We start from the raw sequence: 14170 nt of genomic DNA, 5'->3' as shown, positions 1-14170 counted from the left end.
GTTTGTGTGTTTCATAGGGTTACGGCGGTTATGGCGAAGGGGAAACACCCGGTTACATTCCGAACCCGGAAGTTAAGCTCTTCAGCGCCGATGGTACTGCACCGGGGACGGTGTGGGAGAGTAGGTCACCGCCGGACAATCTTTTTATGAGGGCCCCCATCAGGTTTGGTGGGGGCCCTCATGCTTTTCCGGAGCCTTTTCTGTGGTGTCTGGATCTTTTCAGCAGGGGGCTTCCGCCGTGGGTGGGGGCCTTTTTCGCGTTACGGAGGAGCCTCTGGGCGCTCTTCGGCCCTGCCTGCGGTTTCATGGCAACGCGGCGGCCGGCGGGTCAGAGGGCTGCGTAGTTCTCTCAAGGACTGCCCTTGGAAGACGCGGTGCCATGGCCGTGATCATTTGCGGGAGCCGCTGGAAGGGCGTGTGGACTTTCGGGGGCTTGCTAGGCTGGAGGGGCCGGGCCACCCCACCTGCGGGTGGCCTTCGTCGCGCCAGACCACGATAGGGCGGGGCAGCGATAGCGAACGGGGCGCACCCCGCGGCCGGAGACCGCCCACATAGCGAATCGTCCCATCCGATCGAGGAGATGGGACGCGCTCGCAGAGTGAGCCAACGAATGGACCAGAAGTGAACAGTGACAACGGGCCTGAGGGCGCCGGCCGACGCGAAGAGGGCGAAAACCGCGGATCTGGTGGTCAGGGAGGCCACCGTAGCGATCGCGCAGGTGGTGACAGGGGACGTCCGGGTGACGGTCCCCGATACGGTGAGCGCCGAGAGGGGCGCCCGAGTGGTTCTTACGGCTCTCGTGATCGTGGCGACCGGCCGTCCTACAACCGTGACGACCGTGGCTCCGGTCGTCCCGCGTTCAACCGCGATGATCGTCCGAGTGGCGGGCAGAGGCCCTCGGGACCGCGCGGAGAGGGCCAGCGTTCTTACGGTGACCGTGACCAGGCCCGTGGTGGTTCCTACGGCTCTCGTGATCGTGGCGACCGGCCGTCCTACAACCGCGACGACCGTGGTTCCGGCCGTCCTCCGTTCAACCGTGACGACCGTGGTGAGCGCAGGCCGTTCAACCGTGACGACCGCCCGGGTGGGGGGCGTCCGCCGTTCAATCGTGATGACCGTCCCGGTGGCGGCTACCGGGGTGATCGTCCCGGTTCCAGCCGTGACAGTCGTGGTGGGGATCGTCCGCCGTTCAATCGCGATGACCGTGGTTCCGGCCGTCCTCCCTTCAACCGTGATGATCGCGGTGGGGACCGTCCGTCGTTCAACCGCGATGACCGTGGCGGCGAGCGTCGTTCGTACGGTGACCGTGATCAGTCGCGCGGTCAGTATGGCTCGCGTCCCGATGGTGGTGAGCGCAGGCCGTTCAATCGTGATGACCGTCCCGGTGGCGGCTACCGGGGTGATCGTCCCGGTTCCAGCCGTGACAGTCGTGGTGGGGATCGTCCGCCGTTCAACCGCGATGACCGTGGTTCCGGCCGTCCTCCCTTCAACCGTGACGATCGCGGTGGGGACCGTCCGTCGTTCAACCGCGATGACCGTGGCGGCGAGCGTCGTTCCTACGGTGACCGTGATCAGTCGCGCGGTCAGTATGGCTCGCGTCCCGATGGTGGCGAGCGCAGGCCGTTCAACCGTGACGACCGCCCGGGCGGGGGGCGTCCGCCGTTCAACCGCGATGACCGTGGTTCCGGCCGTCCTCCCTTCAACCGCGATGATCGCGGTGGGGACCGTCCGTCGTTCAACCGCGACGACCGTGGTGAGCGCAGGCCGTTCAACCGTGATGACCGCCCGGGCGGGGGGCGTCCGCCGTTCAACCGTGATGACCGTCCCGGTGGCGGCTACCGGGGTGATCGTCCGTCGTTCAACCGTGACAGTCGTGGTGGGGATCGTCCGCCGTTCAACCGCGATGACCGTGGTTCCGGCCGTCCTCCCTTCAACCGTGACGATCGCGGTGGGGACCGTCCGTCGTTCAACCGCGATGACCGTGGCGGCGAGCGTCGTTCCTACGGTGACCGCGACCAGACCCGTAGCCGCTATGGCTCGCGTCCGGACGGTGAGCGCAGGCCGTTCAATCGCGATGACCGTCCCGGTGGCGGCTACCGGGGTGATCGTCCCGGTTCCAGCCGTGATGATCGTGGTGGGGATCGTCCGTCGTTCAACCGCGACGACCGTGGTGAGCGCAGGCCGTTCAACCGGGACGACCGTCCCGGTGGGGGGCGTCCCTTCGGGAACCGTGACCGCGACGGTGAGGGGTCCCGCACCCGCTATGGCCGGGATGACCGCTCCGGTGGCCGTGACGAGGCTCCCAGCGGCCAGCGTGAGGAGTTGCCGGAGCTCGCTCCGGACATCACCGCGGAGGAGCTCGACAAGGAGATCCGCGAGGAACTGCGTTCCCTTCCGCTCGACCTCGCGGAGCTGATCTCCCGTCACCTGGTGGCGGCTGAGAGGGCTCTCGGAGAGGACGACGCGGAGCGGGCGTACGAGCACACGAAGGTCGCTCGTCGCTTCGCGGCCAGGATCGGGGTGATTCGCGAGGCCGTCGGCATCGCGGCCTACCGTGCCGGTCACTTCTCCGAGGCGCTCAGCGATCTGCGCGCGGCTCGCCGGATGACGGGTTCCGACTCGTTCCTGCCGATCATGGCGGACTGCGAGCGTGGCCTCGGCCGTCCCGAGCGGGCCCTTGACCTGGTCCGCTCCAAGGAGGCCGAGCGGCTCGACCGCGTCGGAAAGATCGAACTCGCCATCGTGGAGTCCGGTGCCCGGAGGGATCTCGGTCAGAACGACGCCGCGGTCATCACCCTCCAGCGCCTTCCCGAGCTGCGTGACACCCGTCCCCAGCCCTGGTCGGCCCGCCTCGCCTTCGCCTACGCCGACGCGCTGTCGGTGGCAGGGCACGAGGGGCCCGCCACCGAGTGGTTCGGCCGGGCGATGGCCTTCGACGAGGACGGCGAGACCGACGCGGCCGAGCGTTACGCGGAGCTGACGGGCGCTGTCATCGAAGATCTCGAAGAGGACGACGACGAGGACGGGGAGATCGAGGACGGCGAAGCCGCCGACGATGACGCCCGCCCTCAGGGCGGCGCCGACGCCGGGGTCGACACCGATGACATCCATCTCGACGATGACGCCGACATCGACGACGTCGCGGATCTGGACGCGGAGATCGAGGACGAAGACGATCTCTTTGACGAGGAGTTCGGCGCGAACCGGTTCGTCGCAGGTGATGCTCCGGACAACGGATCTTCCGATGAGGAGGGCTCTCCCAAGGACGTCTCATCCGAGAACGCCCCCTCCAAGGACGAGACGGTCGATGCCGAGCGGAAGGTGGAGCGCGCCGTCGGCCCGGCCTTCATCGAGCCTGACTTCGGCGACATCCTCAGTGACGCCCCCGATGCCGACTCCGACGGAGACGACGACCCGGACGACGATCGGGACAAGGCCGAGGACAAGCCGGACCGCGACCACCGGGGCAAGTCCGAGAAGTAGTCCTCGGAGACCTTTACCGCGTTCCGGGTGGCGGAACCCCGCACCCGGAACGCGCGAGGCACCTCTGAGATGCTCCTGGGCCCTCCAGGACAGTCCTCACGGTTGGACCCGGTCCAGCCAGTGCAGGATGCCGGCCACGTTGGACGGGGCGCCGCTCAGCATTTCGAACTGCTCGGCGGTCGCCTCGTCCGCTTTCAGGGCCGCGTAACGGTCGCGGGTTCGTTCCCTGACCATGGCGACGGCGTGATCCAGGTCCATGCCCTCCGTGCGGGCCTGACGGGTCAGATCGACCCAGACGCGAAGCTCCTCGGCGGAGCGTCCCAGGATCTCCTCCACGTCCGCGACCGGTCCGTAGTGGCTGAAGAGCAGCCTCTGCGGCCCCAGCGCCTTGAACAGGGCGATCGAGTCCAGCGCGGTCCGCAGGTCGAAGTCCGGCGGGGGCGTGGCGGGGCGCAGGTCGCCCGTCTCCGGAAGGTAGACCCCGGCCGCGTCGCCGACGTAGAGGTCTCCGGTGCCGGAGTCGATGAGCCCCACATGGTGTCTGGCGTGCCCCGGCGAGTAATGGCTGTTCAGGGTGCGTCCGTTGCCGAGGTCGATCGTGTCGGTATCACCGAGGGCGCGGATCCGCGAAGCCTCCGTGGGGGAGAGCTCGCCGAACAGGGTGTCCAGCTTGTCGCCCCAGACCATTCGCGCGCTGGCCATCAGCCTGGACGGATCGGCGAGGTGCCGGGCCCCCTTCTCGTGAACCACGATCTCCGCGTCCGGGTAGAAACCGGCGATGTCGCCGACCCCGCCCGCGTGATCGAGGTGGATGTGCGTGACGACGACCGTGGCGAGGTCCCTGGGGCCGACGCCCAGCGAGGTCAGGGCGTCGCGCACCACGGGAGCGGAGGTGGAGGTTCCGGTCTCCACCAGGCAGGGACGGTCTCCGAGGATCAGGTATCCGGCTGTGATGCTGGAGTATCCGGCCATTTTCGTGTCGATCTCATATACGTCCCCGCCGAGGGCGGTGATGTTCTCCACAGGCCACCTCATAACTGGAACCGGCATCCACAGAACGGTATTCGGCCATTCCGGCGCAGCTCACATCGTAGAGAGTTGTCCTCGACCAGCAAGATCGAGGGGGATCGCATGGATCGTAACGAGGTCGTTCTCGTGGGCCGCCTACCTGAGGAGGCCCACATCAGGTCGTTGCCGAGCGGGAGCAGGCTCGGCACCTGGCGCCTGATCGTCCGGCGGCAGCACCGCGGGCGTGGTGCCCGGGTGGACACCATTCCGTGCGCGTCGTTCGAGCTCGAGGTGATCGAGGCCGTGGCCGGTTGGCTGCCGGATGACGTCGTCGAGGTGACGGGTTCGCTACGCCGCCGCTGGTGGGGAAGCGAGGGGGCCAAATCATCCGGGTACGAGGTCGAGGTGCGTTCGGCGAGACGCCTCGAGCGCAGGGTCACCACGATTCTGACCGGCGAGGAGGGAGTTCCGGTGCCCGCCCCCCCTCGGCCGGTGCGCTCACTTCTACACGCGGGGCAGGAGGTTGGCGGGCAGGTACACGCGGGGCAGGAGGTTGGCGGGCAGGTACGCGCGGGGCAGGGGAGTAGCGGGCAGGAGACGGCCGGGCAGGAGATTCCTGGGCAGGATGCGGAGCCGCGGCTCGCCCCGGTCAGGCCTGATCCCACCCCTGACCTCACCTCGGCCGGGCCGGGCCTCGCTCCGGCCGGACCGGGTGCCACCTTGTCCGGATCGGATTCCGCCCCGGCCCGATCGGACCTCGGTCCGGAAGGCATGCCGGTGCCGGTTCCGCGAGCCGTGAAGGCGTCGGTTCCAGGCCGCTCGCGGGTGCCTCACCTCGCGACGCGTGCGGACGCGGTTTCCTGATCGAGCGAGTGGCCGGTGTCCTTTTTCACGAGTCTTTCTTGTACGTCCGATATCCCGGGCCTTTTCCGCGCATTCGAGATGACTGAATCCCGGAGTCTTTCGGAGACCCGGTTTCCTTTCGGGAATCAGGCTCCTTGGAACCTCAGGAGTCGGGCCTCTCAAAGGGCCGATCGTTCGTGGGAGGTGTCCGCGCAGGGGTGAGCAGGCGCAGAATCAGACCGGTCCTGGGCTTCGGGCCGAAGGAGGTGGATTTGCGAGGCACCCGTTCCCCCTGAGCCGCGACCGCGAGCACCTCGTCGACGGCAAGCGGGCGCAACAGCACCGCGGTGCCGCCGGAGGCCCGTGCGAGCCGTACGGCGGCCTCCGGGTCGTGGTGGACGATGCGCACCGACTGTTCGTCGTCCCGCATCCCCCAGACCTTCGGCAGGAGGAACTCGGCGAGGATGGAGGTGTTCAGCGCCCGCCACCTGGCCGAGTGCTCGGGCGGCATGGCGCGTTCGAGCTGAACGGGGTCGGGGTCGGTGAGAAGGTGGGTGAGCCCTCCGGAGGACAGCAGGTAGGCCGGGCCACTGGTCTCTTCCAGTGCGGCCAGGCCTTCGGGCAGGTCAGCGTGCTGCTGCACCCGCCACGAGCCCTTGGCCTTGGCCAGCGCCTCCTCAAGCGGCAGTTCGGGAATGACCCGGTGGATGGCCTTCAGATCCGGCGGGTAGGCGCTGGAGTCCACCAGGAGCGCAAGACCGAAGTCCCACGGCTCGGGCTCCGTGAGATTCGGTGGCGCCACCGAGCCCGCGGGGGTCATGGGTTTCACGGGTGCCGGTGGTGTCGGGGTGGCTTCCTGTGCCGACGGTGCCACAGGTCCCACGACGTTCACGAGCCCCGCCGGTGTCGCGGGCGCGGGCTCTGCCACTGTCACCCGCCCTTCGGTCTCCACCCGTCCCGCGGTCGTCCCCGCCACGTCGGCCGTCGCGGCCGTCGCGGCCGTGTCGGCCGTTTCGGACGTGGTCGTCGCACCGCTGGTGGTGGCGGCACGGTGTTGCCGCTGGAGCGCGAGGTAGGTGGCGTAACGATGGTGCCCGTCGGCGATGAGGGCCTGGCGGGGGCGGAGATCGGTGTCGATGGAGGCGAGTTCCCCGGTGTCGGTGACGGCCCACAACCGGTGCCTGACCCCGTCTTCGGTCGTCGCCTCCACCAGCGGGGGACGGGACGCGGCGATCTGGTCGACGAGGCGGGTGGTGGCGCCGCCCGCGCCGTCGTAGAGCAGGAAGATGGGTTCGAGGTTGGCTTCCGTGGTGCTCATCAGCGCCAGCCGGTCGGCGACCGGTCCGGGCATCACGTTCTCGTGGGGCAGGACGATGTGCAGTTCCGGGCCTGCCAGGCCCACATCGCCGATGATTCCGCGCTGCAGGACCCCGGGCCCCGACTGCTCGTAGACGTAGACCGCGGGCGTCTCGTCGGCGGCCAGCACCCCGGAGGAGAGCCATTGGTGAAGCGTCTCTCGCGCTTCGGCGTATCTCTGCTGGTCAGTGCCGGGAAGGATCAAACGCACCACATTGTTGGAGTGGGTGTCGAGCAGCTTTCGCACGCCGGCCGCGTCGATGAGGTCGTAAGGCGGTGAGGTGACCCCGGCCAGATCGTCGACCGTGAACCTTACGCCGCGGAACGGGCGTAGCACCAGCCCGTCGGGTATCGGCAGTTCAGGATTCGCCATAGAGGGCATGCTGCCATAAAGGCCTGAAACGGCCGGGGGCCGCTTCGAGTCTGTGGTGGTGCCCGGTCCGTCAGGGAATCGGCCAGATCTGTCGTCTGTCGATGAAGGAGGCCTCACATAATGGTCCAAGGACGTGGCGGTCCGTCTGATTCCCCCAGCCCCGAGACGGGCGCTCCGGTCGGGGACGTCTACGAGTGGTTCCAACGAGGGATGCGGCTGCTGGCCGAGGGAAGTCCGGCGGCCGCGGCCGCGCTGCTGGAACGGGCGGCCGACGCGGAGCCGGAGTCGCGGAGCATCCGGGAGGCCCTCGCCAGAGCACAGTTCAACTCCCGGCAGTACGCCGACGCCGTCGACAGCTTTCGCTTGATCATCGATGCCAATCCGGCTGAGGACTATGCGTATTTCGGGCTCGGGCTCGCCCTCTGGCGTACGGGGGACATGGAGGCGGCTCAGGAACCGCTGGCCATCGCCGTCGCGATGCGGCCCGACCTGCGGCACTACGTTTCCGCGTTGAAAAGCGTTCGCGCCACGTTGCGTGCCCGCAGGATGTGATTCACGGGATGTGACTCATGCGAGGACGCCGCTGTGATTCCGTGTCCGCGGGATGTGATCCGGGCGGGCTCGCCGGATGTGATCCAGGCCGCTCCCGCGCACGGACCCGTGCGGGTGACGGAACGCGGGTGATGAAATGGGCCGGTGGACACGAATACGCTGATCGACTCGTATGACACTCTTCTCCTTGACCTTGACGGGGTGGTGTATCTCGGGCGCGACGCCGTACCGGCGGCTCCCGAGGCCCTCAGCCGGGCGGCGGAGAGTGGTGTGCGCCTCGCCTACGTCACCAACAACGCCTCACGCACCCCCGCCGCCATCGCCCAGCACCTGCGTGCGCTGGGCGCTCCGGCGGCCCCCGAGGATGTCGTGACCTCCGCCCAGGCCGCCGCGCGGCTCGTGGCCGAGCGGGTCGAACCGGGCTCGGCGGTGCTGGTGGTCGGCGGGATGGGTCTGCGCTCCGCGCTGCGCGCCCACGGACTGCGTCCGGTCAGCACCGCCCTGGACGCCCCGGCCGCGGTCGTCCAGGGCATCGCTCCCGATCTCTCCTACGGCCTGCTGGCCGAGGGAACACTCGCGGTGAGGCAGGGGGCGCTCTTCGTCGCCGCCAACGCCGACTCGACCATGCCGACCGGCAGGGGCGAGCTTCCCGGCAACGGCGCGATGACCAGGGTCATCGCCACGGCGACCGGGGTGGAGCCGGTCGTCGCGGGAAAGCCCGAGACGCCTTTGCACCGGGAGTCGATGCTCCGTACCGGATCGCTACGGCCCCTGGTGGTCGGCGACCGGCTCGACACCGACATCGAGGGGGCGAACAACGCGGGGGTGGACAGCCTGCTGGTCCTGACCGGCGTGGCGAACCCGCTCGACGTGCTGACCGCCGTTCCGCGGCACCGGCCCACCTACATCGCCGCTGATCTGTCCGGCCTGCACCGGCCCTACCCCGAGGTGCGACGGCTCGGGAGCGGGTGGACCTGCGAGGGATGGACGGCCCGCTGGGAGGAGGGCGCGCTCACCCTCGAAGGCGGGGGCGAGCCGCTCGACGGGCTCCGCGCCGCGTCCGCCGCGACCTGGGAGGCGGCGGGTGAGGGCGGGGCGGACGAGGACGCCGTGAAGGCGGCACTCGATTCCGTGCTCCCGCCGCGCACCCCGCGCTCCGGCTGAGACGGCCGCTCCGGCTCGCCCGGCTCCCTCTCGCGTGAACCACCGGACTCTCGCGTGACCACCGGAATCACCGGGTTCCGTGAGAACTCGCGCGGGCCCGCGCGGATCTTCTAGATCTTGTACGGACCCGTGCGGGTCATCTCGATCTTCCGTGGACCGGCGCGAATTCACCCGAATTCAGCCGGATCCGAGGTGATGCCGCGTCGTCGGTCTCGGCGCCCCTCCTGCCGCGGGATCCCGCCCGGGGGCGGGATCCTCAGAGCAGTTTGCGCAGGCGGAGGAGGTCGCCGAAGCTGGCGTCGACCTTGACCCGCCCGCTGAAAACGGCCCGCCCCATGTCGAGCTCCCCGTTGACCAGGGAGATGAGATCGTCGCTGCCGATGGTCAGTTTCACCTCGGCCTGCCTGCCGTCGTTCGCGGGCAGATCCTCGAAGGGGCCGAGGCCGCCGTGGTGGATGCGGCCGTAGAAGGTGACGCCGAGGTCCCTGACGTGGCAGCTGATGCTGCGCTCGACCACGTGCTTGGCGCGGCTCTCCTGGTCAACCTCGTCGAACTGCTCGCCGAGTTTGCGCAGTGCCACCCGGCACTCGTCGACGGTCGCCATCGCGTGGCGCTCCCTTCTCTCCCTGGCCGATCCGGATCCCTTTCAGGTACGGACGGTAGCGTTCCACATGGGTACGGCATGCAATCCGGCGCGGGGGTGTGCCGGAGAAAGAGGCTCCTGCCCTGGCGCCGGAACATCGCGGGTACGCGTTGGCGGTCGCCGACCTTAACGGGATGACAACGAGCAGGGACCCCGTGATAGTTCACGGTTTACCCATTTTTGGAGAACCCCTTTCCTGCCGGCCGTCCCGGGCGGGCCGGCAGCGGATCGCCCCGTGCGGGAGGAGTCGGCGTTCGGGTCTCCGGAGGGTGCGAGTGCGGTGAGACCGGAAAAGGGGAGGAAGGCCGCCGAGGCGACGAGGGGCGTGGGTTCCGATACGGTCGGGGAATTCACGGGCGCGAGGCCGGTGAGCGTCGTGCTCGTACGGCGGCGACCGTGTTCGTGTGGTTTGTACGGTTCGCACGGTTCGTGCGGAGTAAAGGGCCGCGGAGACGGCCACGAGGGCCGAGGCGGCCAGGAGCGGTGCCGGAGGGGGCGCATGACGGACCTGCTGGAGAAGACGGACGGGACGGGTGACGAGCGGGTGGACGTCGCGCTGGGCGGGCTCGCCCGTCTCGGTGCCCTGCCCGTCTCGGCGCACGCGGACGTCTTCGAGGAGGTGTTCACCGGGCTGGAGCAGGCGCTCGCCGCGGTGAACGGCGCCTCAGGGCCGGAGGCCGCCGCGGCCGGTGCCCCACCGGGGCAGGTGGTCACCTCGGGGCACGGTGCCCCGGGGCGGGAGCCCGCCCCGGCGGACGGCACCCCGGACCGGCGCCCGTGAGCCGGCGGACACGCCTCGACAGCGAGCTCGTCCGCCGGAAACTGGCGCGGTCCCGGGAACAGGCGGCCCAGCTCATCGAGGCCGGCCGGGTCAGCGTCGGCGGCCAGGTCGCCGCCAAGCCCGCGACCCAGGTCGACACGGCCTCGGCGATCGTGGTCGCGGAGGCGGCGGAGGGGCCCGACTACGTCTCGCGGGGCGCCCACAAGCTTCTCGGCGCGCTGGAGGCCTTCGGCCCCCTCGGCCTCACCGTCGAAGGGCGCCGCTGCCTGGACGCGGGCGCCTCGACCGGGGGCTTCACCGACGTGCTGCTGCGCGCCGGAGCGGCCCACGTGCTGGCCGTCGACGTCGGGTACGGCCAGCTCGCGTGGTCGCTGCGGACCGACGACAGGGTCACGGTCATGGAACGGGTCAACGTCAGGGACCTGAAACCCGACATGGTCGGCGAGGCCCCCACGCTGATCGTCGGCGATCTCTCCTTCATCTCCCTGCGCCTGGTGCTGCCGGCCCTGGCCCTGTGCGCCGCCGGGCGGGCCGACTTCGCGATGCTGGTCAAACCCCAGTTCGAGGTCGGCAGGGAGCGGGTCGGCGCGGGCGGGGTCGTCCGCGACCCGGAACTTCGCGCCGGGGCCGTACGCGATGTGGCCGAAGCCGCGCGAACCCTCGGCCTGAGCGTGCGAGGGGTCACCGCGAGCCCGCTGCCGGGCCCTTCGGGCAACGTCGAGTACGTCATCTGGCTGGGCAAGGGAGAGGGCGCTCCGCCGGTCCCCGACCTTGACGCGGAGATCGAGCGGGCGGTGGCGGAGGGCCCCCGGTAGGCGCTCCCCGACGCCCGGGGTCCCCCGCTTTCGAATCCCGCTCCCGAATCCCGCCCACGGTTCCCCGGACCCCCGGGGCACAGGGAGTGGAGACTTGGCATCCTCCCCTCAGGCCCCAGAATCCCTGGAGTCCCCGGACGGGGGAGAATCCCGTGATCATCCGTGAGAGTTCCCGATCCACCGCCGGTCGCCCGCCAGGAGAGGTTCCTTGAGGTCCCGCACCAGCTCCACAGGTGTCTCGTCTCCCCGCCGGTCCGGCGGGGGCGCCGCCGGGCACACTCGTAGTGACCCGGTCGTCGCCATCGCCGGGCACGGTACCGAAACGCGCGGCGCCGCGCCGCGTCTCCCTCCCCGCCTCGGGGTGAGGGTCTCCACGCTCAAGGAGAATCGATGACTACCAAGCGCACCGTGCTGGTCACCGCGCACACCGGGCGGGAGGCGGCCGTCGACAGCGCCCGGATGGTGATCCAGCGGTTCTTGGACGCCGGGCTGATCGTGCGCGTTCTCAGCGCCGAGGCCGACGAGATCGCCTGCGCGGGGGCCGACGTGGTACCCGCCGGTTCGGCGGCGGTCGACGCCGCCGAGATGATGATCGTGCTCGGCGGGGACGGCAGTCTCCTGAGGGCGGCCGAGCTCGCCCGCCCGGCGGGGGTGCCGCTGCTGGGGGTCAACCTCGGCCACGTGGGCTTCCTGGCCGAGGCCGAGGTGGAGGACCTGGCCGACGCGGTCGACAGTGTGGTGGACGGCCGCTACGACGTCGAGGAGCGGATGACCATCGAGGTCACCGCCCGTCTCAACGGCAAGCTGCTTGCCGACAGCTGGGCGCTGAACGAGGCCACCGTCGAGAAGAGCGAGCGTATGCTCGAAGTGGTCGCCGAGATCGACGGGCGCCCGCTGTCGCGCTGGGGGTGCGACGGAGTGATCTGCGCCACACCGACCGGTTCGACCGCGTACGCCTTCTCCGCCGGAGGCCCGGTCGTGTGGCCCGAGGTGGAGGCCCTGCTGCTGGTCCCCATCAGCGCCCACGCCCTGTTCGCCCGCCCCCTGGTGGTCTCGCCCCGCTCCAAGCTGGCGCTGGAGGTCCAGACGGAGACGGCGGGCGCGGTGCTGTGGTGCGACGGCCGCCGCAGGTTCGACCTGCCCGCCGGTGCGAGGGTGGAGCTCAGGCAGGCCGCGCTGCCGGTACGGCTGGCGCGGCTGCACGGTCTGGAGGACACCGGGGCGCCGTTCACCGACAGGCTGGTCGCCAAGTTCGATCTCCCCGTACAGGGGTGGCGTGGCCGTGTGAGGCCCTAGTTCGTCCGGGCGGGCGACGCCTCAAGAGCGTAGGATCGTGCCCGCGCACCGCACTGATGTTCGGTGAATTCAATGTGACGGGAGGGACCAGTGCGACCTAGAGTCGAGGAGGTCCGCATCCAGGGGCTCGGCGTGATCGACGAGGCCGTCCTGGAGCTGGCGCCGGGATTCACCGTGGTCACGGGCGAGACGGGCGCGGGCAAGACCATGGTGGTGACCGGTCTGGGGCTGCTGTTCGGCGGCCGTGCCGACCCCGCCCGTGTCCGCCCAGGTTCCGGCAAGACCACCATCGAGGGCACGCTGGTCGTCGACCCCGCAGGCCGGGTCGCCCAGCAGGTGCAGGACCTGGGCGGCGTGGTCGAGGACGGCGAGCTGATCATCTCTCGGACGGTCTCCGTCGAGGGGCGCAGCCGCGCCTGGCTGGGCGGGCGCACCGTCCCCGTCGGCACCCTCACCTACCTGGCCGAGGACCTGGTGGCCGTGCACGGCCAGATGGACCAGCAGCGGCTGCTGCAGCCGGGCCGCCAGCGGGCCGCCCTCGACCGCTACGCAGGCGAGGAGCTGGTCAAGCCGCTGCGCGCCTACGAGCAGGCCTACAAGCGGCACAGGAAGATCGCGGAGCAGCTGGAGGAGCTGACCACCAGGGCCAGGGAGCGCGCCCAGGAGGCCGACCAGCTCAGGTTCGGGCTCGGCGAGGTCGAGAAGGCCGACCCCAAGCCCGGCGAGGAGGTCGAGCTGCGCGAGGAGGAGGAGCGCCTCTCCCACGCCGACTCCCTCAGGGGCGCCGCGGAGACGGCGCACCGGGCGCTGCTGGGCGACCCGCTGTCCGGCGAGCAGTCCATGCCGGACGCCATCGCGCTGATCGGCGAGGCCCGCGCGGCCGTCGAGGCGGTGCGCGACTTCGACCCCGCGCTCGCCGGGATCGCCGACCGGCTCGCGGAGGCGGGCTACCTGATCTCCGACGTCGCCACCGAGCTGGCCGCGTACTTCGAGTCGGTCGACGCCGACCCGGGCCGGCTCGCGGTCGTGCAGGAGCGGCGGGCCGTGCTCATCCACGTCATCCGCAGATACGGCCAGGACACCGCGGAGGTGCTCGCCTGGGCCGCGCGGGCCGCGGCCCGGGTGGCGGAGCTCGACGGCGACGACGACCGGATCGGCGAACTCACCCGCGAGCACGAGGAGCTCACCGAGCGCCTCACCGAGCTGGCCGCCGAGCTGACCCGGATCAGGACGGCGGCCGCGGAGCGGTTCGGGCAGGCCGTCACCGAGGAGCTCACCGCGCTGGCCATGCCGCACGCCAGGGTGGTCGTCACCATCGCCGCCACCCCCGAGTTCGGCCCGCAGGGCGTCGACGAGGTCGAGCTGCGCATGGCGCCGCACCCGGCCTCGCCGCTCCTGCCGCTGAACAAGGGCGCCTCCGGCGGTGAGCTGAGCCGGGTGATGCTCGCCATCGAGGTGGTCTTCGCCGGCGCCGACCCGGTCCCGACGTTCGTCTTCGACGAGGTCGACGCGGGCGTGGGCGGCAAGGCCGCGGTGGAGATCGGCCGCAGGCTGGCGCGGCTGGCCCGCACCTCCCAGGTGATCGTCGTCACCCACCTTCCCCAGGTCGCGGCCTTCGCCGACCAGCATCTCGTCGTGGAGAAGGCCGATGACGGGAGCGTGGTGCGCAGCGGGGTGATCGCCCTCGACAAGGACGGCCGGGCGCGCGAGCTCTCCCGCATGCTCGCAGGGCTAGAGGACTCCGAGCTGGGCCGCGCGCACGCGGAGGAACTGCTGTCGATCGCCGCCGCCGACAAGGCGTGAACGGACCGCTATAACGGGCTGAATAAGCCGGATAAAGGACTTATGGGTCACGT

At 70.2% G+C, this 14170-nt stretch carries 12 protein-coding genes and 1 rRNA gene; 9 read left to right on the top strand and 4 right to left on the bottom strand.

Annotated features, from left to right (window positions below; all coding sequences use genetic code 11):
• The first annotated feature begins 20 nt into the window (after nt 1–20).
• Nucleotides 21–137: ribosomal RNA gene (gene rrf / locus AC5L38_RS35690) — 5S ribosomal RNA — on the top strand.
• A gap of 166 nt (nt 138–303) precedes the next feature.
• On the opposite strand, the gene AC5L38_RS35685 is transcribed toward rrf, so the two are convergent.
• On the bottom strand, nt 304–2427 hold the full coding sequence (locus tag AC5L38_RS35685) for a hypothetical protein (RefSeq protein ID WP_495247213.1): 2124 nt from the start codon (nt 2425–2427) through the stop codon (nt 304–306).
• Between the two features lie 3 nt (nt 2428–2430).
• Between AC5L38_RS35685 and AC5L38_RS35680 the strand changes: the two genes are divergently transcribed.
• Nucleotides 2431–3483 (top strand): hypothetical protein, encoded by a 1053-nt coding sequence (locus AC5L38_RS35680; RefSeq protein WP_495247212.1) that lies wholly within the window; start codon nt 2431–2433, stop codon nt 3481–3483.
• Nucleotides 3484–3579: 96 nt separating this feature from the next.
• Here the strand turns inward: AC5L38_RS35680 and AC5L38_RS35675 are convergent, their stop codons facing one another.
• The gene (locus AC5L38_RS35675; protein WP_495247218.1) at nt 3580–4518 is read right to left on the bottom strand and encodes an MBL fold metallo-hydrolase; all 939 of its coding nucleotides are present in this window, start codon (nt 4516–4518) and stop codon (nt 3580–3582) included.
• A 63-nt stretch (nt 4519–4581) separates the two neighbouring features.
• Here AC5L38_RS35675 and AC5L38_RS35670 point away from each other — a divergent pair, with 63 nt between their 5' ends.
• A complete protein-coding gene (locus tag AC5L38_RS35670; protein ID WP_495247211.1) occupies nt 4582–5355 on the top strand; it encodes a single-stranded DNA-binding protein in 774 nt (257 codons plus the stop codon).
• A gap of 142 nt (nt 5356–5497) precedes the next feature.
• Here the strand turns inward: AC5L38_RS35670 and AC5L38_RS35665 are convergent, their stop codons facing one another.
• The gene (locus AC5L38_RS35665) at nt 5498–7072 is read right to left on the bottom strand and encodes a DUF1015 family protein (protein ID WP_495247210.1); all 1575 of its coding nucleotides are present in this window, start codon (nt 7070–7072) and stop codon (nt 5498–5500) included.
• Nucleotides 7073–7183: 111 nt separating this feature from the next.
• Between AC5L38_RS35665 and AC5L38_RS35660 the strand changes: the two genes are divergently transcribed.
• Nucleotides 7184–7615: a tetratricopeptide repeat protein gene (locus AC5L38_RS35660; protein ID WP_495247209.1), complete on the top strand. Its 432-nt coding sequence runs from the start codon at nt 7184–7186 to the stop codon at nt 7613–7615.
• Nucleotides 7616–7759: 144 nt separating this feature from the next.
• Nucleotides 7760–8779 carry an HAD-IIA family hydrolase gene (locus tag AC5L38_RS35655; RefSeq protein ID WP_495247208.1) on the top strand — a complete coding sequence of 340 codons (1020 nt, stop codon included), beginning with the start codon at nt 7760–7762 and terminating at the stop codon, nt 8777–8779.
• A 256-nt stretch (nt 8780–9035) separates the two neighbouring features.
• Here AC5L38_RS35655 and AC5L38_RS35650 read toward each other — a convergent pair whose 3' ends face one another.
• A complete protein-coding gene (locus tag AC5L38_RS35650; RefSeq protein ID WP_495247207.1) occupies nt 9036–9383 on the bottom strand; it encodes an SCP2 sterol-binding domain-containing protein in 348 nt (115 codons plus the stop codon).
• 538 nt (nt 9384–9921) lie between these two features.
• On the opposite strand from AC5L38_RS35650, the gene AC5L38_RS35645 reads away from it, so the two are divergent.
• From AC5L38_RS35645 to recN, 4 genes are all read left to right on the top strand, one after another.
• The gene (locus AC5L38_RS35645; protein ID WP_495247206.1) at nt 9922–10203 is read left to right on the top strand and encodes a hypothetical protein; all 282 of its coding nucleotides are present in this window, start codon (nt 9922–9924) and stop codon (nt 10201–10203) included.
• Entirely contained in the window at nt 10200–11018 is an 819-nt protein-coding gene (locus AC5L38_RS35640; RefSeq protein WP_362698629.1) for a TlyA family RNA methyltransferase, read from the top strand. The genes AC5L38_RS35645 and AC5L38_RS35640 overlap by 4 nt, the downstream gene beginning before the upstream one ends.
• 390 nt (nt 11019–11408) lie before the next feature.
• Entirely contained in the window at nt 11409–12314 is a 906-nt protein-coding gene (locus AC5L38_RS35635; protein WP_495247205.1) for an NAD kinase, read from the top strand.
• A gap of 90 nt (nt 12315–12404) precedes the next feature.
• Nucleotides 12405–14117 (top strand): DNA repair protein RecN, encoded by a 1713-nt coding sequence (gene recN / locus AC5L38_RS35630; RefSeq protein WP_495247204.1) that lies wholly within the window; start codon nt 12405–12407, stop codon nt 14115–14117.
• Nucleotides 14118–14170 lie beyond the last annotated feature (53 nt).

This window comes from Streptosporangium nanhuense (genome assembly GCF_059358815.1).
This window is presented reverse-complemented; position numbering and strand designations above follow the sequence as displayed.